Below are 21153 nucleotides of genomic sequence, written 5' to 3'. Positions count from 1 at the left end.
TAAATTTAACGTAATTAATTTTAACTGGTTTATCCTGTTAAAACAAAGTCAGAAAGTGTTTTACTTTTCTAATAGGGTTAATTACTGTGATAAAGTTTTCAAATCCAAAGTAATTTAATTTGTATGTGGGTGCTCAAAAAAATATCTCACTAAGTATACATGCGTATACTTTGAAGGTCAGAGTGAAATCACCTATATATTTTTTGAATAATAATGGGCATATTTTAATAACATAAGTAGCTTGTAAATATGACAACAAATACACTTCCTAAGAAAAAAGGTTTTTTAAATCGTGTTGAACGCATTGGTAATGTTATGCCGGATGTTACGATGCTGTTTGTTTACGCTTTAATAATCTGTTGGTTCTTATCTTATCTGCTTTCATTTGTAGATTTTAGCTATTACCATCCTATCTCAAAAGAGAAAATCGCTGTTGTTAATATGTTTCAGTATGAAGAAATGATATTATTTATAACAACAGTAGTGAAAAACTTCATAAATTTCCCTCCGCTCGGAATAACAATTGTTGCGACGCTTGGTATTGGTATTGCAGAAAGTAGCGGATTTATTAATACCGCTTTGAAAAAAATGCTTTCATTTATTTCTCCAAGAATGCTGACGCCAACTGTGGTTTTTGTGGGGATCGTTTCACATGTCGCATCCGATTCAGCCTATGTTATTTTGATGCCGGTTGCTGCAATGATGTTTTATGCCAGTGGGCGACATCCATTAGCGGGTATAGCTGCGGCATTTGCGGGTCTAGCGGGGGGATTTACTGCAAGTTATACGCCGTCTATTATCGACCCAATTATGCAAAGTTTTACACAAGATGCCGCGCAAATGTTAGCACCTGGCTACAGTGTGAACGTATTATGTAATTATTTCTTTAGTTTAGGTGGTACCTTCGGCGTTATTTTTACTTGTTGGTTTATTACTGAAAAAATTGTTGAGCCATGGCTGAATAAGAACTGCCCGATTACGACCAAAGACGTTGATATAGATGCTGAGCAAGATTTAGGTAAAATAACACCAGTAGAGCATCGTGCATTCCGTGTTGCTAGCTTAGTCTTGATTGCGCTTGGTATCGGGTTATTTGCATCATTATGGCCAGAGGGCTCCCCTTTACGTGGCCCTGATGGTAGCTTAACTAGCCCCAAAGCACCGATAATGCAAATCGTTGTACCATTACTGTTTATTTTCTTCGCTTTGCCGGGGATAGTTTATGGTTATATGACGAAGTCCTTCACATCGACCAAGGATGTCGTGAAGGCGATGGAAAATATTACTAAATCGTTAATTCCATTTATTGTTTTTGCTTTTTTTGCAGCGCAGTTCCTATATTCATTTCAACATTCTAATTTAGGAACGTTATTAGCATTATCAGGTGCTGAATTATTACGTACACTTGATATGCCATCAGGTATGACAGTATTTGGTGTTATCCTTTTGACGGCAATACTGAATATTATGATCACCTCAGCGACGTCTAAATGGGCAATTATGGCTCCCGTGCTGGTTCCAATGTTGATGGCGGTTGGTATTTCACCTGAACTAACACAAGCGGCATTCCGCGTTAGTGATTCTGCAATGAACGTAAGTACACCGATGTTTCCATTCTATCCACTCATTTTAATGTATTGCCAAAAATACTATAAGAATGCAGGGATTGGCACACTTTGTTCTATGATGATCCCATTCACGATTGGGTTATTGATTACCTTAACAGCGACATTATATCTGTTCTGGGCATTTGATATTCCAATTGGCTTTGATAGTGGCTATACATGGCAACCAGCATAATAAGCAGTGTAAAAGGAACAATAAATGAACGAATTAGGTAAGCAACTTGAGCAACGATTTTATCGCTATTTGGCGATTGAAAGTCAGAGTGATGCAGCGAATAGCGTTGTGCCAAGTACAGAAGGGCAGCGTGAGTTGGCTAAGTTGTTAGCTGAAGAGCTAAAAAGTTATGGCTTAAAAGACATCTATATTGACGACCATGCCATTTTATATGCGGTTCGCCCGGGTAATAAACCTTCAGCTCCAAAGATTGGTTTCGTAACGCACTTGGATACGGTAGATGTGGGGTTATCTCCTGTTATCAAGCCCCAAACATTGAAGTATCAAGGTGAAGACTTGTGTCTAAATCGCCAAGAAGATGTATGGTTTAAGCCTTCTGAACATCCTGAAGCCGCTCCTTATGTCGGTGAAGAAATAATCTTTAGCGATGGTACTAGTGTGCTTGGTGCTGATAATAAAGCCGCGATCACCGTGGTGATGGAGTTAATGGAAAAGCTACAACACGCAGATTTTGATTGCGGTGATATCTATGTTGCTTTTGTACCTGATGAAGAAATTGGTCTTCGTGGGTCTAAAATTATGGATTTATCGCGTTTTAGTGTTGATTTTGCCTATACGATTGACTGCTGTGCATTAGGTGAAGTGGTATTTGAAACCTTTAACGCCGCTTCAATTGAAGTTTCGATTAAAGGGATCACGGCGCACCCCATGTCTGCTAAGAATGTATTGTTAAATCCCATTCGTGTTGCGCATGATTTTATAGGTTGCTTTGATCGTTTTGATACCCCTGAACATACAGAGCATCGTGAAGGCTATTTTTATTTCACTGATTTAATCGCCAATCCAGATAACGCTAAAGTTAAAATGGCAATTCGCGATTTTGATCGTAATAGCTTTGAGGCTCGTAAGCATTTTATTGGTGAAAGTGTTGCTTTGATTAGAGCTCGCCATCCACGAGCCAAGATTGAATTCAAGATTGATGATGTGTATAGCAATATTAGCGACTCTCTCGGGGATGATAGAACAGCCATTGACTTAATTTTTGATGCATTAAAAATTCAAAATGTTGAGCCAAATGTAATCCCAATGCGAGGAGGAACAGATGGCTCTGCATTATCAGCACGTGGTATTTTAACGCCGAACTATTTTACGGGTGCATTGAATTTCCATTCGCGTTTTGAATTTTTACCTATCAGTTCATTTGAAAAAAGCTACCTTGTTTCAGAAACTATTTGTCGTTTAGTTGGGCAAAAATAGCGTTCTTATTGGTAAACATTGTATTCTAGCCGCTTTTTAATCAGCGGCTTTTTATCGTTTATTACGTATTTTAAATTGTATTAATAAAATCATTATTAATTAAATAAGATATGAAAATCTCCTATTCAATAACCGAGTTAAAAAATAATATATTACTTTATGTGATTTTAATTTATTATCTTGTCATTGTTTAACTTGAAGTATAGGAGGGGTAATTGATTAATATTATAATCATTGACGATTAGACCACCCATGACAAGCTAAGTCATCTCATGTCAAAATTATAATGTAACTATATGATTTTATTTGGTTTGCTAAATTACCCTCCGACAGCCCTAGACACCCTAAGCCAACATCAGTCATAATGAATGTGTCCACCAGTGTGTCCATCAAAAACGGACGATTACAACAAAAGAGGGCATTATGGCTATATCTGACACTTTTCTAAGGGCTAGTCATGGAAAGAAAGGTGAATCTGTAATAGAGAAGTCAGACCGAGATGGTTTATGGATCCGTATATCTAAAAATGGGGTGGTTTCCTTTTTCTATCGCTACAGGTTTGCTGGCAAACAAGACAAAATGACAATTGGTCAATATCCTATCATGTCATTAAAGGAAGCTCGCTCAAAAGTACTTCAATGGGCGAGAGTTTTAAGTGAAGGCCAAAACCCTAAATTAGTTAAATCAATTGAAGCTGATCAATTAATATCGCTTGGTAAATTTGAGGATTTATTTAGACAGTGGCATTCAATTAATTTCGGGAATAAAAAAAGTGCTGACCTAGTAATTAGAAGTTTTGAAATTCATGTATTTCCAAAACTAGGAAAATATTTACCGGAACAATTAACGACAAAAATATGGGTTTCCTTTCTTGATGAGTTATCTAAGAAATATACAGAGGTTACTAAAAGAGTAATAAATTGTTCGTTTAATTGTTATGAATGGGCAAGAAAGCGGAATATGCTCGAAGATAACCCACTAACAAATATTAGCCCAAAAGACTTTGGCATAAAGAAAAAGCATGGAAGTAGAACACTATCAGATGAAGAGCTATATTATATTTTTAGGGCATGTGACGAATCTCGGATGACTGAAAAAAATGCGTTGTTCGTAAAACTTTGTACTTTTTTTGCATGTAGGGTAAGTGAGCTAAGATTAGCTAAAAAAGCTGATTTTGATTTTAAAAAGATGCACTGGGTTGTGCCGGCAGAAAATCACAAAACAGGGCATGAAACAGGACAACCTCTTATTAGGCCGATGATCCCTGATGTTCTACCTACAATAATTGAACTGTTTTCAATTGCTGAATACGATATCTTATTTAACACGGGTGAAGACTACGCAGCTTTTAATTTTCATCTAACATTTCCAAAAAATATTATTAGGTTTGTATCTAAGAACTATGGGGTAGATATTCCTCACTTTTCAATGCACGACCTACGCAGGACTGCGAGAACTAATTTCTCTGAGCTTACAGCGCCACATGTCGCCGAGACCATGCTCGGGCATAAATTACCCGGCGTATGGGGTGTTTATGATAAATATGGTTATATGAACGAAATGCGAGAAGCCTATCAAAAGTGGTGGGATAAATTAGAGCTTATAACAAAATTCGCCCCAAAGTAGGGGCGTTTGTTTTACTAGCGATTTGCTTTGCTTAGCTCTGAATCTTTCGCTTGCCATTCTAAGACCCTATATTTGAACCATCTATTTTCAGAGCCTTGATAACTGCAGTCAGGTTCAGGGAAAGGCAACATCTCTCGTTTTCTTCTTCTATCCAACGTTCTAGATGAAATGCGAAGATGTTCACACACATCCTTAGTTGTCATATAAGCGCTATCAAGAGTCATTTATCATCTCCTTTTTGATACCCGTTCCTCAATACTTCAGCTGCAATTTCTTCTGGTGTGCCAATCCAACTAGCTTCCTCGATTAACCCACTTAAATGATATTTTGCTATATCATTGATAGTTCTTGGCAGGGCATCATATTTCATGCCGAGGTAAATACATGAAGCCGTCTGGTCGGCTGTCATTTCAATAATCTGCTCGATACTAAAATCAGTTTTTCTGTAGCCGGCTAAAAAAATGGCATCAGTAATGTCAGACGGATCATTACCAGCATTTCTAATGATATTGATAAGGTTAGAATTAGGTGTTGTCATAATATTTTCCTTTTAACCTTGCCGCAGTAAACGCATTGCATGATATATTTTTTACCTCTCATATATATGTCACCGAACTCATCTGTTTGGGTATAATCACATACAGATACAAGGATCCACTGATGCATACCAAAGAGGCATTTCCAATTTCGAGTGTCTTTAATTTCGCTCATCATTCACCTTCTTAGCTCGCTTTTTCTTTTTGGTGTTTGGCATTAATTTTGGTGCGACTACTTGTGGCGCTGGTGGAGTGGGAGGGCAAATTCCCATTCGGATATAACAACGCTGTCTTATGCGGTGAATGATCCGTGCTGTGTAGTCACGCCCATCATCAACATAATGGGTGGAACGAATTGTGGTATCGTCATAATCAACCATTTCATTTTCGGCATTATCTTGTTCAATCATTTATTAGCCTCCAAGCTGATTATTTTGTAAGCCTGTGAAACGTGTTTGGGTGTGCCATAAATTGTGGTAACTCGGAAAAAGAAGCCTCTTGATGATTCCTGAACTGGCGTAAAAAGCAGAACTTTATCAATTAACTGTTTTAGTTTTTTGCGTTCGGCAATAGAGGACAGGATCACTACTTTTGCAAAGCTGCTGCCAGCCATATATTCAATTCTCATTTGTCATCGTCCTTAGTGAATGGTTGGCATTACTGGAACGCCACCTTCAGCTTCAAGAATGCGAATGTAATCATTATTTATAGCGCTCAATACACGTTGCCCCTTGGATGATAGGCTTGGGCCATGTTCAACCGAAATATTGAGAAGGTCGACATAGGCGCGGATAGCAAGGTCAGTCCCTTGTTCTTTTCCGAATGCTTGAATAAATGTAGCTTCATAATCAGCAACAAGTGCTAAGCGTAGTGTTAGGGGGTAAACAGTTAACGTGGCTTTTCCGTTGCTATAAATAATTGCAGTGCAACTTTTACCCGCATCATCAATAACAGTCCTGATTCCGTTTTTTTCTTGCAGCTTTAAGATAAAACTAGCTGCAACGACCCAGCGCCATACTGAAAGATGCTGCTCAGGCGTGAAATTCTTTAGGTTTTTAGATAATTCGCCGAATATAAATGCAGCTAAATACAAGCCCTTTACTAACTCATTATCGTATTGACCTAATTCAAGGGTCTTAATCGCATCATCATAAGAAATCAATGATCCGCTTTCGTTTAAAATGCCTTTATTTGTCGATGTAAAATAAGCCATTAGCGATTTCCTTTTTATGTAAATTTTCAGCAATAAGCCCTGTAATTAAACTGATAAAATCCTTACCATCATTTGATAAGCCTCCATGCTTGTTATAAAGGCTGTCATAGGTATTAATTATCTGTTTATCATTCATTCCTACTTGTTTACGGCAAACAATATTTTCATATAGGTTAATTAATGATTGCTTTAATACCTCAGTATCTAAATCGACCTGATAACTAATTCCATCAATGATTCTGATAAATGATGTGCTTTTCTTTTTTCTTTTTAAATACTCAAAGAAAGCATCCATGAAATGTTTTCTTCGTTTATCTAGTAGTGATAATTCTTTCATAGTAACTCCTAACTTTAGATACAGGAATTCCTCAGCATTGATGCTGATTTAAATTTAATTTGGTGATTTGCTTATTTTTTAGTGATTGCTTCTTGCAGCCTTCCGCATTTTATTGCTGCATCTTCTTTTGCTTCTTCAAGCTTATCGTTTGCTTTTTGCCATTCTTTCTCTAATCGTGAAATACATTTTTCATCTTTGAGTTTTTCTTTTAACTCTTGGTATATTTCAGCCTGCCTATCTATATACTCTGGCGTCATAGCTCCCCGTTTAAATGCAGGAGTACCGTCGGGTAGTCGTGTTTCAATATCAGGCTCGTTTGTTGATTTACCTAATTGATGGAATTCATCGCTAGCAAGGATGTGTGCATATTTATTAACAGCAGCATCCTCAGTAAAGTAACTTTTACCGCAAGGCTGGACCAAATAAACTTCACGAGTAATTACTTGAATGTCATGCCTTGTTGCGAGCTCTACTGGCTTTGATTTGTTATTCATATTTATTGCCCTATGTATTTTTGATATTTTTAGTTAAAACTTATTTTTTCATAAACTGTTTCTAAGTTTAATTTTGCAGTGAAAATCAAATTAATTATCGATACTTGATTTCCGTTTTTATTGCTTGGCTCATTTGATGCGCTTAAGTTAATCGCCATTTCTAAAACAGATAGAATAGAGCCGATAGCGCCTTCAAGATTTTCATTTTTAGTAATTAAAATATCACCAATGGATTTTTTATTTTCATCAGCACTTATATTACAAACGTTTTTTTTCGCTCTACTTATATTTTCTACTACAGACTCAATTGAGTTAAATAAACTACCATCTGCTTTAATGTCATTATCTACAATCATATTCAAAATAGATTCAGCATAGGTTAATTCATTTATCGTATTTTCAACCAGCGTTGTATTATTCATTTTCTAACAACTCCATTAATTAAAAATTAAGTAACTCATTGGCTCTATTTAAATCGGCGTTTAATAAGGAATCGATTTTTAAAATAATACCAATTGTCATATGACTATCAGTTGATATGTCACACCTCTTATTAATCTTGCTTTTCGCCACAGAAAGGGCAGTGAGACATTTTTACGACTGTATCTAGTCGAGTTAAGTTCTTTGCCATTTCACCGTTTTTCTTCTTGGCACGATAAGCAAATTTGTAATTAAGCATTACGTGAAACTTACCAACTGAAAAATCAAGCATTTGATTATCCCAACCTGTTTCAGTATCAGAAATGACCCCACCTTCAGTTACTTTCAGTGCTAATTTAGAATTTAACTCTTCAGCAACGCTATTCATGCAATTACACATTTATTCCCCCTAAAGGTATTCTTGACGCTAGTGATAAAACATATTCGCTAACCAGTTGTAACTTTGCTGATTTCAAATCGGCTGCATAAACTTCTTTGCGTTCGGCTTTAGCCTGCGGATCACTACGCTTTACAGCAAAGAAGCAGAACTTAAACAGACCTGTACGGATATCAGGTTTAAGTACGTTGGTATTTGACGCATAATGTATAGTCGGCATTTTTTAAGCCCCATTGTTTTGGGTTGGAAAATCATGACCATAAATGCCACCTTCACCATGCATCAGCCATATAAAGCTAACGTCCAATGCCTTGGCAATAGCTTCTGCTCTAGGGGTATCAACATCTTTAATCTTACCCGTTGCCATAGAGCTAATCGTACTTTGTGATATTCCAGTCCAGTCCGCCAGCATACCTTGTGTCACGCTTTGTTCTTTTAGGGCAAACTTTAGGCGATCTGCGAAAGAGTTTTGAGAAGCGATGGTATTTTTTGTAGTTTCAGGTTTGATCTGAGCGTGATTTAATTCTGATTTAATCACTTCATTTTTTTCAATTGCCATTTCTATCAAGGTTTGAACTTCCATAGAGGAACTTGATTCAAGTGCACAAAATAGCAAAGTAGATATCTGATTACTCAATAGCTGAATTTTTATACCATTGTGATTTAAGGCGCTCATTTAATACCTCCTAGATAACAGTTTACGAAACCTAGGTTACATAGCGGGTAATTAGTTGTCAATAAAAAGATGAAATAAAAGTTTCGGGCACAAAAAAACCGACACTCGTCGGCTTTAGTGATATTTTTTGAGTCATACTTTCATTCTAATCTCCATTACAACCCCTTCAATGACACAGTCTCGCGTGAATGGGATGAGTGGATATCTTGGATTTAATGGCTTTAAGAATGCCTGCCCTCCATCTTCAATATATTGCTTTAAAGTTGATTCATCGGAGCCATTGATTCTTGCAACAACAAACTTACCTGATCTAGCTTCTTCGATCGGAGAGACTAGCACCTGCATTCCCTCAAATATTGAAAAATCACCAGATGATGTCATTGAATCTCCTTTAACATCAAGCCAGTATCCATTTTCTCCAGCGTATATGTTCGTACTAATCCACTCATCAGGCGCGATAGTGGTCTCGCATCCATTCCAAGAGCCCGCACTAATCCAATTAAGCTTTGGATATGTATATTTTGCAGGGTCATTTGGTCTTGGGTTTGATACGTTAGCGCCGTCCGTAAGCTCCCCATCCACTTGCTCCGTGCCATCCAGAAGCCATCTTGGAGAGCACTTTAAAGCTGACGCTATTTTGAATAGGTTTGCAGATCTTGTGTCTTGAGAATCGCCTAACTCAATTTTGCTAATGGTTACACGCGAGACACCAGTTAATTTTGCCAAGTCATCTTGTGACATTCCTAACTCTGTTCGTCTGCTGAGAAGTCTTTTTCCGAATGTGCTCATAATCCACCATTTCTATTTAAATTCATTCCGAAACTAATATATCAAATTAACTTGAAACCTAGGTTACTTTTTACTATGATTTAGCGAAAGAAAACTTTCAAGAGGTTTTAAATGAATTTATACGAAATTCTAAAAGGTATTTATAAAACAAATGCCGCCATCGGAAAAGCTTATCCACTTAAGGGGAAGGTTCGTAGCAGTCAAGGTGTGGGGAAGTGGAAATGGCGTGGAGTTCCCGAGGATGTAGCAATTTTGTGTCACTACGATCCCTGCATCCCATATACCTATGAGCGACTAGTCAATGTATCAGATACACAACATACCGATGCCTAAGTATCACTGTCCTGAAGATGCAGCGTGGATTCAGGGAATGTTATTGCAACTGCCATCAAGCGCTAGAAATAGGGCGCTGGTGGCTTACTCAGAAGTTTATCAACGATTTTGGGATGAAGAGCCAGTGTCTTATCGAAAAGATAATTTTGCGCGTCATGAGGCAAACACTCGGCTTAGACGATTTGTTCGTCGTTTATCAAGATCTGTCCAAGGATACACATCAAAACCACTAACAGTGATTCAATAATTCACTTTGGAGGTTTGGGTGTCTAGATGTCTAAATTGATTTTGGGGAAGAGGGGGAAACTTTCTAGGGGGGTAAGGGGGGTGATCTTTGAAAGGGGTGTAGGGGAAGGCACAGCCAAGGAAGGGCACAGATCTTAAATACAGATCACTGTGCAGTTAAAAAAGACCACCAGCCGCTTAGACGTCCAGATGGTAATAAGTAAAACAGCCTCATTATTGGCAGGGCAAATTATCAAGAGAGGAACGTATGTTAAATATCACACCTAATTTTGCACAGGAACGCGGTTTAGCGATGCTGCGTGAGCGTTGGAAGCAAAACCGTACATTTATGATTTATAGCCCAACAGGGAGTGGTAAAACAGGACTGGCGGCATTTATCACCAACGGTTATCTCAAGCGGGACATGCGAGTGATGTTTTTAGCGCCATATACAAATCTGATTGCTCAAACGTCTGAGCGTTTTCAGGAATACGGTATTCCAATGGAAGAAATCGGTTTTGTTTGGGCTAACCACCCAAATTATGACCCGACAAAATTAATTCAAATTGCCTCTGCAGATACCGTCATTCGTCGTGAATTTCCCGACAATATTGATTTATTAATTATCGATGAGGCCCATCTTCGCCGTAAGAAAATTTTAGAAGTTATCCGTGATACTGAAATCAAGGTGATTGGCTTATCAGGCACACCCTTTTCCCCTTTTCTGGGTGAATATTACGAAACACTGATTAAACCAACGACGATGAAAGAACTCATTCAGCGAGGTGATCTTAGTCGATATGAATTTTATGCGCCGACTAAACCTGATTTGTCTCAGGTTCAATCTGTGCGTAGCCGGGAGTTTGGAACAGATTACAAAGAAGCTGAAATTGCCGAAATCATGTCGGGTGCAGACCTTGTTGGTGATCTGGTTGATAACTGGTTAATCAATGGTGAAAACCTACCTACGATTTGCTTTTGCGTCACCGTGAGTCATGCCAACTTTGTGACAGTGGCTTTCAACCGTGCTGGCGTCAATGCGGAAGTCATTACTGCTGATACACCGCATGATGAGCGCCGAGTTATTATTCATCGTTTCGAGCAGGGTGCAACCAAGATCATTGTTAATGTCGGCACACTTGTTGCGGGTTTTGATAGTGATGTTCGATGCATCATTTACGCCCGTCCGACAAAATCAGAAATCCGTTGGGTTCAGTGTATTGGTCGCGGGTTACGAAAAGCCCACGGTAAAGACAAATGCCTTATTTTCGATCACTCAGGCTCTGTACTGCGCTTGGGTTTTCCTGATGACATTGAATATGACGAACTCCCAAGCAAAAATGACGGTATGAAAGAAGTCAACAGCGTTCGTGAGCAAGAAAAGCGCGAGAAAACCCCTAAAGAATGTACCGCTTGCCATTACATGAAACCTGCCGGCGTTTATGTTTGCCCTAAGTGTGGATTCAAGCCTTTAGCCGGTGAAGATATTGAGGTCGATTCTAGCCGTAATATCAAAAAAATGAGTAAGAAACCCAAGGTACATACCCAGCAAGAAAAGCAAAGTTTTTATTCGCAACTCAAATATTACCAAAACATTCGTTCACTTGAGAAAAAGCCGCTAAGTGATGGCTGGGTTGCCAATACCTACAAAGACAAATTCGGTAGTTTTCCAAGAGGGCTACATGAAACACCTCAAGAATTAACGCCTGAAGTCAGTAATTACATCAAACATAAGCAAATTAAATACGTTAAAGCCAAACAAAAATCTAAAGAACAAATTGAACAAATTAGAAGCAATTTAAATATTCAGCCACAGCAAGGAGCTTTACTGTGAATACGATTGATGCTGCACAGGGGAACTGGGCAAAAATATTTGCATATTATAGTTTGCCACCGATTACTGGGAAAAAGCACTTTAAAGGTAAGTGCCCGATTTGCGAACAAAAAGGTAAGTTTAGAATTGATGATAAAGATGGTCGTGGGACTTATATTTGCAAATGTAGCGCCGGTACTGGTTTTCAATTATTAGAAAGAACCCAAGGTAAAGAATTTAAATTATTGGCGGATGAGGTTGATCAGCTTCTTGGAAACATCAGACAAAAGGAAGTACCGAAGCAGCCCACAGTAGATTCAAAAGCAGAATACCAGAAGAAGTTAATTTCCTGTTTTGCGGGTATGCCTGATTTAAAAAACACTTCAGCAGCCCAGTATTTGCATGAGCGTGGAATATTCTCACTTCCTGCTGAGCATGTCAGATTTTGTGAAAATCAACCCGTTAGATTAGCCGGTGGTACTCAGCATTTTCAAGCTATGTGGGCGCTTGCCACGGACAGCAAAGGGAAAGCCTGCTACTTGCATCGCACTTACCTAAACGGAGCGAAGAAAGCGCCTGTTCCTATAGTGAAAAAAATGAATTCACTGCAGGACGAAAAGTACCTTGATTATGCCGAGTCAGTGGCGATCCGCATGTTTCCAGTTGCATCAACGCTAGGCATCGCTGAAGGAATAGAAACAGCCCTTTCATGTAAACAAATTTATAACGTCAATACATGGTCAACGATGAATGCGAATCACATGACTAAATTTATTGCTCCTAAGGGTGTTAGGCACTTGATTGTGTTTGCTGATACTGATTGGAGTGCAACAGGTCATGCTGCGGCATTTGAATGTGCTAACCGAAATCTAATGGCTAATAACGATGTTGATCTAGTTAGCGTACGTTGGCCTGACAAGGGCGATTTTAATGATGCACTGCTGGGTACATGTGAAGTTAGAGAATTAGTTTTCGAACACAAAAGCAGGAAGGTGGCAGCATGAGTAGAACAATTTTTCTTACTTTACCATTCCCACCGAGTGTCAACGCATGCTGGCGGAATGTTAATGGGAAAACATTAATCAGCGCTGCTGGACGTAAATTTCGAGCCAATGCAATTGCTGCGGTTTATGAACAATTACGCAAGATCCCTACAGCAATAACTGAACCAGTTTCAGTCATAGTAAAAATGTATCCACCGACAAGACAACGTAGGGATATTGATAATTATCTAAAAGCTCCTTTTGATGCATTAACTCATGCAGGTGTTTGGAGAGATGATGACCAAGTTAAGCGGGTAGAAATGGAATGGTGTGAGGTCGTGAAGGGTGGACGTTTTGAGATCACTATCAGCAGACATGGGGGAATTGCATGAATTATAAATGGATACTAACACCAATTATCGTTCCTGAAATTGGTTCAGTGATATTTAGACCAGGCGCTCATTTAAATACATTCAGTGGGCGAATGCTGTTAATGACGTTACCCGATGAATTAAAGCATAAAGAGTCAGGACTTATTACACTTTCCCTACAACACCATAGCAAGACGCTGAATGAGATTGAGTCATTAACGCCGGTACTAAACTTATCTATTGATCCAGAGCCACCAGCAAGCTTCATGAAAAAGCCAAAGTTACAACGATGGGAAAACGTGAAGTATTTGCAGTGGGTTAAATCTCAACCATGTTGCGTGTGTGGTGCTACTGCGGATGATGCTCATCATATTATCGGATATGGACAAGGCGGTATGGGTACAAAAGCACATGATTTATTCACTATCCCTTTATGCAGGGTTCACCACAGCGAGTTGCATAAGGATCCAAAGGGGTGGGAAAGAGAGCATGGGAGCCAAATAGATTTTTTATTTCATTTTTTAGATCGCTCTATTGGCCTAGGTGTATTAAATGGTAAAGGGGAAGCCAAATGAAGTTAGAAAATGCATTAAAAAACTTTCATCCTAAGTCACCGACATTCGGTAATGTCGCGGGCTGCACATCCCCTGACAGGATTACAGGTACGGATATCATGGCGGCTATGGGAATGACTGAATCACAAGCTAAATTTGGCATGACGGCTTTTCTGGCAAAAAATGATGTTAGCGAAGAGGATAAGTTTTCTACAGTGGAAGCTTTAACCCAATATGCTAAAAAAATTACACCTAAGCTGGTTCGCAAAGCAGCTGGCAAGAAACTGGGTTATTGTTTAATTGTTCTGGCCAAGATGGCATTTGAAGATTATGCACGTTCAGCAGGTTCGGTTTGTCAGTGTTCAGTGTGTAGCGGAAAGGGGCTTATTTATAGCCGCAAAGATGTCACTAAACATCCTGGTATAACGAGACTCGATGGTACCGTAGTCATTGAGCCGTGGATTGAAAATGAAAAGGTCGAAGAGTTATGCGTTCCTTGCAATGGTAAAGGCCAATTAACACACCGCTGTCGTTGCAGGGGGAGAGGAAAGGTACTTGATGAAGAGCAAACGATTTTACAGGGGGTGGATATTTTTAAGTTCTGTCCACGATGTGCAGGTCGCGGATTCAAACGAGTACCATCGTCAGTAGCTTATAATGCCATCAAGCGCATGGTACCTGACTTAACTCAATCCTCTTGGTCTCGTAATTGGAAGCCATTTTATGAAAAATTAGCCAGCAAGTGTTATGTTGAGGAAAGTATAGCGGAACGAGCATTTAGTAAAGTGACAAAATAAACATAATAAGGTTTAGTGCTTTAGGTTTATTAAAAACAAATGTAACTATTAGTCATGTTTTGATGTAAAAACAACCTAGATCACCAATCTGTCAAGCATACTTTTAAACTATAGACATTTGATTTATATGAGGTTATATTCAATTTTTATTTTTATGAAAATGGATGTTATATGAAAAACTCTTATGAAAAAGATCTGGAAAGATTATGGAATACCTATAGCCCAATAGATATGTTTACTGATTTTGAGTCATTAGTTGCTGATATTCAAAAAAAAGAGGAACTAATAGAACCTTGTAGAAAATTAATAGCTAGTAGGAATAAGCTAAAAAACTACAATAAAAAAAACTCATATGATTTAAAGTCAGAGTTTGAACTAATACTTAACCTAGGCTGGCTTCCTCACTCTATCTTTATTTTTTCTGCATTTTTAGAGGGAATAAAAATTAAAGCGATAGGGAAAATTAATAGATCATGGGTATTCAAAACTAATATTGGGAAGTGACACTATAAAGGTAATTTGCATTTTGCATAGAATTGGCTTATTATCTTCTAATAATGGACATTTTATACCTAGTCGCATTAAACTAATTCAAGACCTCGCAATGCGGGGTTTTTTTATGCCTAAAACAAATATAAGACTTGCTGTTGCCGTTGGTCAGAGTTACATGTGTAGTTATGCACAATAACTGACCAGAGGTTAAAAATATCATGTTAAAACAGACTGATATGACAGAAGAGGCAAAAATAGTTTTAGAAGTGGTTCCACATTCTTGGTGGGCAACAATAGACGAAATTTCACGTTATACCGAGTTAGCAAAATCACGTTGTCAGTTGATATTAACGCAACTAGCGATGGCGGGATTTATCAAAGAAAACATCGAAGAAAATACATTTCAAAATATCTAGCACTGTGAAAATGGGCGGCTGGTGGGTGTTGGTAGCACCTTACCAGCCATTCGCCCGTTCTGAAACGGATCACGGACAAACTAAAGCCCACTGCTTATGTGCACAAAGCAAGTGAAGCTTATCAAAAAAGGTTTCCCTGATCTATGAAAAACACTGTAATTTTAAACAGTATCAATTTAGTCAATGATGACTCACTCAGCTACATAAAGACACTTCCAGATAATTGTATTGACCTAATTGCAACTGACCCGCCGTATTTTCAAGTTAAGTCCTGTAATTGGGATAATCAGTGGGAAAATGTCGCTTCTTATTTATCTTGGCTTGATGAAATGCTTGCGGAATTTTGGCGGGTATTAAAGCCAAACGGTAGCTTATATATGTTTTGTGGTTCTAAGCTGGCGGCTGATACGGAATTGTTAGTGCGTGAACGGTTCGATGTGCTTAACCATATTATCTGGGCTAAACCATCAGGACCATGGCGACGACAAAACAAAGAAAGCCTGAGAAGTTATTTCCCAGCGACTGAGCGGATCCTCTTTGCTGAACATTATCAAAGCCCTTACAAGGGTAAAAGCAGCGGTTATCTTCAGCGGTGCAGGGAATTGAAAGAAAACACGCTGCGACCGTTGATTGAATACTTTAAGCAGGCAAGAGACACATTAGGCATAACCGCTAAGGAAATACATCAGACCACTGGAAAGCAAATGGCTTCTCATTGGTTTGGCTATAGTCAATGGCAATTACCTAGCGAATCAGACTACTTAAAGCTACAGGTATTATTCAGCAAAGTAGCGGCAAGCCAGTTCAGCGACAATCCATTAAGCCGCCAGCACACGGAATTAGTTGGTGAGCAAACCTTACTCAATCGTGAATATCATGAATTATCTGAGCAATACCAGCTATTGAGGCGTCCATTCTCCGTAACGGTTGATGTTCCCTATACTGATGTGTGGGTATATCCACCAGTACAGTATTATCCCGGTAAACATCCATGTGAAAAGCCTTCAGCGATGATGGAACACATTATCAATAGTAGTAGCCGTGAGGGTGATGTAGTGGCTGATTTCTTTATGGGTTCTGGCGCAACAATAAAAGCGGCATTAAAACTTAATCGTCGTGTTATCGGTGTTGAATTAGAAACCGACCGTTTTGAGCAAACTAAAGAGGAAATAAACAATATGAAGTTATAAAGCGGATAGGCCGCAGCAGCCGAAAGGCGGTAATAGTTGGGCAATGACCAACTCCCGAGTCTCCGAGTAGAGAGCCAGCTTTGCATCTGGTTAGGGTTAATAAGTAAAGAAGCACCGGTGACGAAGCATGACCGCCAATCATGTACTGGTTAGATCCAACGGGGAGCAGAGACGAACCGGGGTTGCGAACTCAAGGGCATGAGCGAGGGCACTGCGAAAGTGTGTCTTTTCTATAATGATAAGGTAACTTCAAGTGGTAGGCCTGCCGCTCTTGAAATCCGCCCGCAAAGCTGGGGGTTACCTTATCATTGTGGAGAATGCCAAGGTTGATTGGCTAACTCGCATGGGTTATCTGTACTTATCAGGATAGAAGCACACACGCCATGGGGAACCTGAACGCATACACTCTCAGCGTATGCCTCCACAACACCATTTCGAACAACAAAATATTCCAAAAATTATTCCAAGGGCTACCTATATGACTATCGACGACATAAAAGCTGTTAACGATGCTTATATAGCCAATGAAAAAAGAAAGGCCGTAATAGAAAGAGCTAACAAAAAAGCAGATGGCTACCAAGCTATGAAGTGTATATTTAAGCTAATGGTGGATGATCGCTACGTCAAAAGGTATGAAACCTATATTGATATTACCGTAATGGGATATGACCACGCGTTTATATTTTATAATGCACTTCGCGATATTCCATTATTTATTAAATATGGTAAAGAAAACGGTGTGTGGCAGCATCGATTATTTAAGAAGCTATTTTTTTATGACCAAATAAACTGGTCGTATGGCAGAAACTATGTTCGATTAATACTGTAACTCTTCTTTCACTTCTTCTTTTATCCCCTCAAATGAGGGCGAAAAAACAGAAATTCCCACAATCACAATTAACGGAACACTCCGAAGGGGGTGCGTATGCGTATGGAAAAAATAACGACAACTACCTCCTATATAACATCGGCGGGAGGGACCTTGTATTGGCTAAAACAGCTATTAGATGGTTTTTCTTCTGAGCAATGGGCCGCAATTGGTGTGTTAGGGAGTTTGCTATTTGGGCTGCTGACATTTTTAACAAATCTATATTTCAAACGAAAAGAATTCAAATTAAGAGAGAGGGCTAATAGTGGCAAAGATACCCACTAATATAAAAAAGGCGGCTGCTGGTGGTGTAATGGCCTTAACCGTTGCAATGCTTTCTTTCTTTGAAGGTGTTGAATACAAGCCCTATAAAGATGTAGTCGGAGTAACCACGGTTTGTTTTGGGCACACGGGCGCTGACATTATTCCCACTAAAACCTATTCCGAATCAGAATGTTTAGCTTTGCTTGAAAAAGACCTAAATAAAGTCAGGAAAGGCGTAGACCCTCTAATTAAAGTTGATATCGACGATAACACCCGAGCCGCTATTTATTCCTTTGCTTACAACGTGGGCACGGGTGCTTTTGCGCGTTCTACGATGCTGAAGAAACTGAATGCTGGTGATATCGCTGGTGCTTGCAATGAATTAAAACGCTGGACTTACGCAGGAGGTAAAAAGTGGAAAGGCCTGATAACACGCAGAGAGATAGAAAATGCCGTATGCCTTGGCGAATTCGCATCTACTTATCCCTATTCCTCATCGGAACCATTGTCTTTATGGCAACTGGCGTATACGTACTCAGAGACGATACCTGTGGTGGCACTGACAAGATGAGTTTAGAAAAACGCTGTCAAAGTGCGGTTAATTACAATAAGGGGAAGCATGTCAATTTTTGAAAAAATAGCATCACTGATTATTGTGCTTCTCATTATTTGGTCTGGTTGGTTGATGCTTTCACTCGAGAGAATAAATAATGCGAATGAAAAACTAACGGCTTTAAATTCAACACAACACATTATCCTATCCACTGTTCTACAGATCTCGGTAACGTTTAATGAAATCTCACGAAATAACCTTAGGGAACGCGACACGGCAGCAGTGGCTTCTGAAACGGTTAAAACTATTATCAAAACCGTTATTGTGGGTGATAAGTGTGCTGCTATTGATGCTCCTAGTGATGCTACTATCGAGCTGCACAACCACGCGAATAGAATACGTTCAAACGCCATCAGTACCCATTCCAGTACACTTACTCAATGATTGCTTGCCTGAATACATCCCTGAGACATTTTCTTGGGGTGATTCGCTATTACTCAATGAGTCGTTATTAACAGTCATTGAACAGTGCAACTTGGACAAGAAAGCTATTCGAGAGGCTGACGCGGCTAGGAATAATTCAAAATTATACTAGAGCGGAGATCTTTAGGTAAATCAAAAGAATTCGGAAAGTTTACTTAATGATCTTATGGCTGAAATTGCAACATCCCTGTTGGGGTCTTTGCACAGCGCAAGAAGTCTAGAAATAGCAGCTTGCTGCTCAACGGTAGCTTTATAATCACCAAGTGCAGTAATAGCCGCTATTTTAACATCATCATTACTTCTATTTGTTAACTCAATAAGGGTGAGTATTATATTATTTTCCATATTACTTTTAATTCTTTATTTTATTTTTATTAAAAGTAAATTTTAGCGAAAAAGCAAAAGGATTATTGTTTGTTATTGTTTTTTAACTGGAACTAAACACTATCTTAACTCTAAAAACGGTTGCGAGCTAAATTAAGTCATTAGGCGCTTAGCTTAATAGGCAAAAAAATAGCCCACAGAGATTTGGGCTAAAAAGAACAGCATTAATACTTAATATGATATCCATGTAAAGCATAGTAAGTAATTTTAAATATGCAAGTAGAGTTAATGATAATGAGAGGTATGAAGGAATTATGATTTAAAGAGCAAAAAAAAGCCCATAACGGAATGGGCTAAAAGATTGCACATATTGTTTATGAATAACCCAAATGTCGTATGGGTGCGTAAATAATATCAGTAAAAACCAATCAATCTATTAATAAATTGTTACTAAATACGAAAAAGAATATACGAATCAGAGTATTGGTTGCGAGCGAGGCGCGGCGTTGTCGCTGTCTCATATGTTAGCTGTGACCTGCAACCTCAACGCAGTGAGCGCATATTGAGAGTCAAAAACAACGAATCCAAGTGTGGATATACTCATGCGGTAGAAACGTCAGCCACCGGAGAAGAAACGGCGTGACTTATGGAGAGACATAATTTTATTTAATTCTACAAATGCTATTCATTGAGTGGCATTGATAGAGTTTTATATATGTTTTGAATGCTGGTGGTCACTCGGCACCAGGCAGTTATATAAATTCATCTAGAAGAATATTCTAAATAGCCATCAGCTAATCACTGGTGGCTTTTTCATTTATGGAGACAGTCATGTCAGATAAAAAAGAAATAGCCACCCTATCTATAAAAATATCAGTCGATAGCACTGACTTAGATAAGCTGGAAGCGCAGCTAAAGCGTATTGAAGGGCTAATGGTTAGTGTAGGGCTGAAACAGCCAACAAGCGTTGGTTTTAGTGCTGATAAGTTCTTTGTTACAAGCGGTCAGGTGTTTATTGATGAGTCATGCATTGATAAAGCAACGATTGGTAAAATAGTAATCCAGTCGCCCACAACAACAATAAGAGCTGGCGAGAAGCAACAGTCAGCTCGCGCTCAGCTTGAAACGAGTGACGCTGGTAAAGTGCTAGAGCAATTAAATGAAGCATTCTCTAAATCAACTAAGGGAAGTGCTATGGCGCAAACCATCAGAATTAATACTGCTGTTGATAATGGTGGGCTCGAAGAATTTAAACGGCAGTTTGAGTATAAACTCTCTCAGCTTAGCGCGATGATAACCCGCACACAGCAAGCAATAGAAAATTCAGACAAGGCATTTGCAGCTTCTATCGAACGGGTTTGCGCTGATATTCAATCTGCTAAGTCTGGATGGTTGCAGTGAAAAAGCCCAATGTCTACGGTGGTCGATGGGCAAAGGTAAGGCTCAGCTTTCTTAATGAATATCCCTTGTGCGTTATGTGCAAAGAGCAAGGCCGCATTACTGCAGCTACAGTTGTAGACCACATCACACCACACAGGCTTAGGGATGCTCTGGCATCAGGTGACACCGTGCAAATAGCCAAAGCCCAGAGGCTGTTCTGGGATAAGAAGAACTTCCAAAGCCTATGTGATCCCCATCACAACTCAACTAAGCAACGTATGGAGAAGAGTGGTGTCGTCGTTGGTTGTAGTGTAGACGGCATACCGCTTGACCCTAATTCACATTGGAATAAATAGCATGACAGAAACAAAGCAAGTAAAGCTATCTAAGTTGTTCAAGCATGGTAAACAGATTGGCTACTGTCTCACCGTTGATGGTCAGATGTTGTCTGGTCAAAAGCAGTTAAGTATTAACACATATCCATTAGATACTTCTGTTCATGTTGAATTCGCGTGGCATGAACCAATGGTCACAGATGCACCCGATATTCATTTGAAGTCAT

At 39.0% G+C, this 21153-nt stretch carries 33 protein-coding genes; 20 read left to right on the top strand and 13 right to left on the bottom strand.

Going from position 1 to position 21153, the window contains the following annotated elements; all coding sequences use genetic code 11:
- The first annotated feature begins 249 nt into the window (after positions 1-249).
- The 3 genes from M998_RS03495 (at position 250) to M998_RS03485 (ending at position 4683) form a co-directional block, all read left to right on the top strand.
- Complete coding sequence (locus M998_RS03495; protein ID WP_068442827.1) at positions 250-1800, top strand: AbgT family transporter; 1551 nt, start codon at positions 250-252, stop codon at positions 1798-1800.
- Positions 1801-1824: 24 nt separating this feature from the next.
- Positions 1825-3057, top strand: a complete 1233-nt coding sequence (gene pepT, locus M998_RS03490; protein WP_068442830.1) for a peptidase T — start codon at positions 1825-1827, stop codon at positions 3055-3057.
- 423 nt (positions 3058-3480) lie between these two features.
- Positions 3481-4683 carry a tyrosine-type recombinase/integrase gene (locus tag M998_RS03485; RefSeq protein ID WP_068907583.1) on the top strand — a complete coding sequence of 401 codons (1203 nt, stop codon included), beginning with the start codon at positions 3481-3483 and terminating at the stop codon, positions 4681-4683.
- Between the two features lie 14 nt (positions 4684-4697).
- On the opposite strand, the gene xis is transcribed toward M998_RS03485, so the two are convergent.
- From xis to M998_RS03425, 12 genes are all read right to left on the bottom strand, one after another.
- Complete coding sequence (xis, locus tag M998_RS03480) at positions 4698-4886, bottom strand: excisionase Xis (protein ID WP_232007561.1); 189 nt, start codon at positions 4884-4886, stop codon at positions 4698-4700.
- Positions 4887-4903: 17 nt separating this feature from the next.
- The gene (locus tag M998_RS20025; protein WP_068907579.1) at positions 4904-5221 is read right to left on the bottom strand and encodes a hypothetical protein; all 318 of its coding nucleotides are present in this window, start codon (positions 5219-5221) and stop codon (positions 4904-4906) included.
- Between the two features lie 159 nt (positions 5222-5380).
- A complete protein-coding gene (locus tag M998_RS03470; RefSeq protein WP_068907577.1) occupies positions 5381-5629 on the bottom strand; it encodes a hypothetical protein in 249 nt (82 codons plus the stop codon).
- Entirely contained in the window at positions 5626-5847 is a 222-nt protein-coding gene (locus M998_RS20020; protein ID WP_068907575.1) for a hypothetical protein, read from the bottom strand. The genes M998_RS03470 and M998_RS20020 overlap by 4 nt, the downstream gene beginning before the upstream one ends.
- 12 nt (positions 5848-5859) lie before the next feature.
- Positions 5860-6432: a hypothetical protein gene (locus M998_RS03460; RefSeq protein ID WP_068907574.1), complete on the bottom strand. Its 573-nt coding sequence runs from the start codon at positions 6430-6432 to the stop codon at positions 5860-5862.
- Positions 6407-6769 (bottom strand): hypothetical protein, encoded by a 363-nt coding sequence (locus tag M998_RS03455; protein WP_068907572.1) that lies wholly within the window; start codon positions 6767-6769, stop codon positions 6407-6409. The genes M998_RS03460 and M998_RS03455 overlap by 26 nt, the downstream gene beginning before the upstream one ends.
- 71 nt (positions 6770-6840) lie before the next feature.
- The gene (locus M998_RS03450) at positions 6841-7263 is read right to left on the bottom strand and encodes a hypothetical protein (protein ID WP_068907570.1); all 423 of its coding nucleotides are present in this window, start codon (positions 7261-7263) and stop codon (positions 6841-6843) included.
- Positions 7264-7292: 29 nt separating this feature from the next.
- Positions 7293-7685: a hypothetical protein gene (locus M998_RS03445; RefSeq protein WP_068907568.1), complete on the bottom strand. Its 393-nt coding sequence runs from the start codon at positions 7683-7685 to the stop codon at positions 7293-7295.
- A 131-nt stretch (positions 7686-7816) separates the two neighbouring features.
- Entirely contained in the window at positions 7817-8083 is a 267-nt protein-coding gene (locus tag M998_RS03440; protein ID WP_068907566.1) for a hypothetical protein, read from the bottom strand.
- Entirely contained in the window at positions 8076-8300 is a 225-nt protein-coding gene (locus tag M998_RS03435; RefSeq protein ID WP_068907565.1) for a host cell division inhibitor Icd-like protein, read from the bottom strand. The genes M998_RS03440 and M998_RS03435 overlap by 8 nt, the downstream gene beginning before the upstream one ends.
- A 3-nt stretch (positions 8301-8303) precedes the next feature.
- The gene (locus tag M998_RS03430) at positions 8304-8756 is read right to left on the bottom strand and encodes a helix-turn-helix domain-containing protein (RefSeq protein ID WP_068907563.1); all 453 of its coding nucleotides are present in this window, start codon (positions 8754-8756) and stop codon (positions 8304-8306) included.
- 132 nt (positions 8757-8888) lie between these two features.
- Positions 8889-9545, bottom strand: a complete 657-nt coding sequence (locus M998_RS03425; protein WP_068907561.1) for a LexA family protein — start codon at positions 9543-9545, stop codon at positions 8889-8891.
- Between the two features lie 111 nt (positions 9546-9656).
- Between M998_RS03425 and M998_RS19635 the strand changes: the two genes are divergently transcribed.
- The 15 genes from M998_RS19635 (at position 9657) to lysC (ending at position 18999) form a co-directional block, all read left to right on the top strand.
- Positions 9657-9878: a hypothetical protein gene (locus tag M998_RS19635; RefSeq protein WP_068907559.1), complete on the top strand. Its 222-nt coding sequence runs from the start codon at positions 9657-9659 to the stop codon at positions 9876-9878.
- A complete protein-coding gene (locus tag M998_RS19210; protein WP_074379421.1) occupies positions 9847-10125 on the top strand; it encodes a hypothetical protein in 279 nt (92 codons plus the stop codon). Before M998_RS19635 ends, M998_RS19210 begins: the two co-directional genes overlap by 32 nt.
- Positions 10126-10371: 246 nt before the next feature.
- The gene (locus M998_RS03415) at positions 10372-11937 is read left to right on the top strand and encodes a DEAD/DEAH box helicase (RefSeq protein WP_068907557.1); all 1566 of its coding nucleotides are present in this window, start codon (positions 10372-10374) and stop codon (positions 11935-11937) included.
- A complete protein-coding gene (locus M998_RS03410) occupies positions 11934-12920 on the top strand; it encodes a DUF7146 domain-containing protein (RefSeq protein WP_068907555.1) in 987 nt (328 codons plus the stop codon). Before M998_RS03415 ends, M998_RS03410 begins: the two co-directional genes overlap by 4 nt.
- Positions 12917-13291 (top strand): RusA family crossover junction endodeoxyribonuclease, encoded by a 375-nt coding sequence (locus M998_RS03405; RefSeq protein ID WP_068907553.1) that lies wholly within the window; start codon positions 12917-12919, stop codon positions 13289-13291. Before M998_RS03410 ends, M998_RS03405 begins: the two co-directional genes overlap by 4 nt.
- Positions 13288-13845, top strand: a complete 558-nt coding sequence (locus M998_RS20205) for a DUF968 domain-containing protein (protein ID WP_068907551.1) — start codon at positions 13288-13290, stop codon at positions 13843-13845. The genes M998_RS03405 and M998_RS20205 overlap by 4 nt, the downstream gene beginning before the upstream one ends.
- Positions 13842-14621, top strand: coding sequence for an antitermination protein (locus M998_RS03395; protein ID WP_068907550.1), 780 nt, complete (start codon positions 13842-13844; stop codon positions 14619-14621). The genes M998_RS20205 and M998_RS03395 overlap by 4 nt, the downstream gene beginning before the upstream one ends.
- Before the next feature lie 171 nt (positions 14622-14792).
- Positions 14793-15125 (top strand): hypothetical protein, encoded by a 333-nt coding sequence (locus tag M998_RS03390; protein WP_068907548.1) that lies wholly within the window; start codon positions 14793-14795, stop codon positions 15123-15125.
- A gap of 206 nt (positions 15126-15331) precedes the next feature.
- Positions 15332-15529 carry a TrmB family transcriptional regulator gene (locus M998_RS03385; RefSeq protein WP_068907546.1) on the top strand — a complete coding sequence of 66 codons (198 nt, stop codon included), beginning with the start codon at positions 15332-15334 and terminating at the stop codon, positions 15527-15529.
- Between the two features lie 143 nt (positions 15530-15672).
- Positions 15673-16719 (top strand): DNA-methyltransferase, encoded by a 1047-nt coding sequence (locus M998_RS03380; protein WP_068907544.1) that lies wholly within the window; start codon positions 15673-15675, stop codon positions 16717-16719.
- Positions 16720-17197: 478 nt separating this feature from the next.
- Positions 17198-17548, top strand: coding sequence for a hypothetical protein (locus M998_RS03375; RefSeq protein WP_145980645.1), 351 nt, complete (start codon positions 17198-17200; stop codon positions 17546-17548).
- 96 nt (positions 17549-17644) lie between these two features.
- The gene (locus M998_RS03370) at positions 17645-17872 is read left to right on the top strand and encodes a phage holin (RefSeq protein ID WP_068907541.1); all 228 of its coding nucleotides are present in this window, start codon (positions 17645-17647) and stop codon (positions 17870-17872) included.
- Positions 17853-18422 (top strand): lysozyme, encoded by a 570-nt coding sequence (locus M998_RS03365; RefSeq protein WP_068907539.1) that lies wholly within the window; start codon positions 17853-17855, stop codon positions 18420-18422. Before M998_RS03370 ends, M998_RS03365 begins: the two co-directional genes overlap by 20 nt.
- A 48-nt stretch (positions 18423-18470) precedes the next feature.
- A complete protein-coding gene (locus M998_RS20015; RefSeq protein ID WP_068907537.1) occupies positions 18471-18848 on the top strand; it encodes a hypothetical protein in 378 nt (125 codons plus the stop codon).
- Positions 18754-18999, top strand: coding sequence for an Rz1-like lysis system protein LysC (lysC, locus tag M998_RS20200; protein WP_446000162.1), 246 nt, complete (start codon positions 18754-18756; stop codon positions 18997-18999). The genes M998_RS20015 and lysC overlap by 95 nt, the downstream gene beginning before the upstream one ends.
- Before the next feature lie 20 nt (positions 19000-19019).
- Here the strand turns inward: lysC and M998_RS03355 are convergent, their stop codons facing one another.
- Positions 19020-19232, bottom strand: coding sequence for a HEAT repeat domain-containing protein (locus tag M998_RS03355; protein ID WP_068907535.1), 213 nt, complete (start codon positions 19230-19232; stop codon positions 19020-19022).
- Positions 19233-20042: 810 nt separating this feature from the next.
- On the opposite strand from M998_RS03355, the gene M998_RS03350 reads away from it, so the two are divergent.
- Together M998_RS03350 and M998_RS03345 are read left to right on the top strand one after the other, a co-directional pair.
- Positions 20043-20612 carry a hypothetical protein gene (locus M998_RS03350; protein ID WP_068907534.1) on the top strand — a complete coding sequence of 190 codons (570 nt, stop codon included), beginning with the start codon at positions 20043-20045 and terminating at the stop codon, positions 20610-20612.
- The gene (locus M998_RS03345; RefSeq protein ID WP_197713308.1) at positions 20600-20947 is read left to right on the top strand and encodes an HNH endonuclease signature motif containing protein; all 348 of its coding nucleotides are present in this window, start codon (positions 20600-20602) and stop codon (positions 20945-20947) included. The genes M998_RS03350 and M998_RS03345 overlap by 13 nt, the downstream gene beginning before the upstream one ends.
- The last annotated feature ends 206 nt before the right edge of the window (positions 20948-21153 follow it).

Origin of the sequence: Providencia heimbachae ATCC 35613, assembly GCF_001655055.1 — a bacterium.
Lineage (GTDB): Bacteria > Pseudomonadota > Gammaproteobacteria > Enterobacterales > Enterobacteriaceae > Providencia > Providencia heimbachae.
Note: the sequence above shows the minus strand (reverse complement) of the source record. Positions and strands in the feature narration are given on the sequence as shown.

Coding starts and splice junctions, on each gene's coding strand:
- xis (WP_232007561.1), bottom strand. CDS start 4,886: ATGACAACTAAGGATGTGTGTGAACATCTTCGCATTTCATCTAGAACG.
- M998_RS19210 (WP_074379421.1), top strand. CDS start 9,847: ATGTATCAGATACACAACATACCGATGCCTAAGTATCACTGTCCTGAA.
- lysC (WP_446000162.1), top strand. CDS start 18,754: ATGCTCCTAGTGATGCTACTATCGAGCTGCACAACCACGCGAATAGAA.
- M998_RS03415 (WP_068907557.1), top strand. CDS start 10,372: ATGTTAAATATCACACCTAATTTTGCACAGGAACGCGGTTTAGCGATG.
- M998_RS03455 (WP_068907572.1), bottom strand. CDS start 6,769: ATGAAAGAATTATCACTACTAGATAAACGAAGAAAACATTTCATGGAT.
- M998_RS20020 (WP_068907575.1), bottom strand. CDS start 5,847: ATGAGAATTGAATATATGGCTGGCAGCAGCTTTGCAAAAGTAGTGATC.
- M998_RS03375 (WP_145980645.1), top strand. CDS start 17,198: ATGACTATCGACGACATAAAAGCTGTTAACGATGCTTATATAGCCAAT.
- M998_RS03395 (WP_068907550.1), top strand. CDS start 13,842: ATGAAGTTAGAAAATGCATTAAAAAACTTTCATCCTAAGTCACCGACA.
- M998_RS03380 (WP_068907544.1), top strand. CDS start 15,673: ATGAAAAACACTGTAATTTTAAACAGTATCAATTTAGTCAATGATGAC.
- M998_RS03405 (WP_068907553.1), top strand. CDS start 12,917: ATGAGTAGAACAATTTTTCTTACTTTACCATTCCCACCGAGTGTCAAC.
- M998_RS03495 (WP_068442827.1), top strand. CDS start 250: ATGACAACAAATACACTTCCTAAGAAAAAAGGTTTTTTAAATCGTGTT.
- pepT (WP_068442830.1), top strand. CDS start 1,825: ATGAACGAATTAGGTAAGCAACTTGAGCAACGATTTTATCGCTATTTG.
- M998_RS03385 (WP_068907546.1), top strand. CDS start 15,332: ATGTTAAAACAGACTGATATGACAGAAGAGGCAAAAATAGTTTTAGAA.
- M998_RS03440 (WP_068907566.1), bottom strand. CDS start 8,083: ATGTGTAATTGCATGAATAGCGTTGCTGAAGAGTTAAATTCTAAATTA.
- M998_RS03450 (WP_068907570.1), bottom strand. CDS start 7,263: ATGAATAACAAATCAAAGCCAGTAGAGCTCGCAACAAGGCATGACATT.
- M998_RS03345 (WP_197713308.1), top strand. CDS start 20,600: ATGGTTGCAGTGAAAAAGCCCAATGTCTACGGTGGTCGATGGGCAAAG.
- M998_RS03430 (WP_068907563.1), bottom strand. CDS start 8,756: ATGAGCGCCTTAAATCACAATGGTATAAAAATTCAGCTATTGAGTAAT.
- M998_RS20025 (WP_068907579.1), bottom strand. CDS start 5,221: ATGACAACACCTAATTCTAACCTTATCAATATCATTAGAAATGCTGGT.
- M998_RS03435 (WP_068907565.1), bottom strand. CDS start 8,300: ATGCCGACTATACATTATGCGTCAAATACCAACGTACTTAAACCTGAT.
- M998_RS20015 (WP_068907537.1), top strand. CDS start 18,471: ATGTCAATTTTTGAAAAAATAGCATCACTGATTATTGTGCTTCTCATT.
- M998_RS19635 (WP_068907559.1), top strand. CDS start 9,657: ATGAATTTATACGAAATTCTAAAAGGTATTTATAAAACAAATGCCGCC.
- M998_RS03445 (WP_068907568.1), bottom strand. CDS start 7,685: ATGAATAATACAACGCTGGTTGAAAATACGATAAATGAATTAACCTAT.
- M998_RS03390 (WP_068907548.1), top strand. CDS start 14,793: ATGAAAAACTCTTATGAAAAAGATCTGGAAAGATTATGGAATACCTAT.
- M998_RS03350 (WP_068907534.1), top strand. CDS start 20,043: ATGTCAGATAAAAAAGAAATAGCCACCCTATCTATAAAAATATCAGTC.
- M998_RS03355 (WP_068907535.1), bottom strand. CDS start 19,232: ATGGAAAATAATATAATACTCACCCTTATTGAGTTAACAAATAGAAGT.
- M998_RS03460 (WP_068907574.1), bottom strand. CDS start 6,432: ATGGCTTATTTTACATCGACAAATAAAGGCATTTTAAACGAAAGCGGA.
- M998_RS03425 (WP_068907561.1), bottom strand. CDS start 9,545: ATGAGCACATTCGGAAAAAGACTTCTCAGCAGACGAACAGAGTTAGGA.
- M998_RS20205 (WP_068907551.1), top strand. CDS start 13,288: ATGAATTATAAATGGATACTAACACCAATTATCGTTCCTGAAATTGGT.
- M998_RS03485 (WP_068907583.1), top strand. CDS start 3,481: ATGGCTATATCTGACACTTTTCTAAGGGCTAGTCATGGAAAGAAAGGT.
- M998_RS03370 (WP_068907541.1), top strand. CDS start 17,645: ATGCGTATGGAAAAAATAACGACAACTACCTCCTATATAACATCGGCG.
- M998_RS03470 (WP_068907577.1), bottom strand. CDS start 5,629: ATGATTGAACAAGATAATGCCGAAAATGAAATGGTTGATTATGACGAT.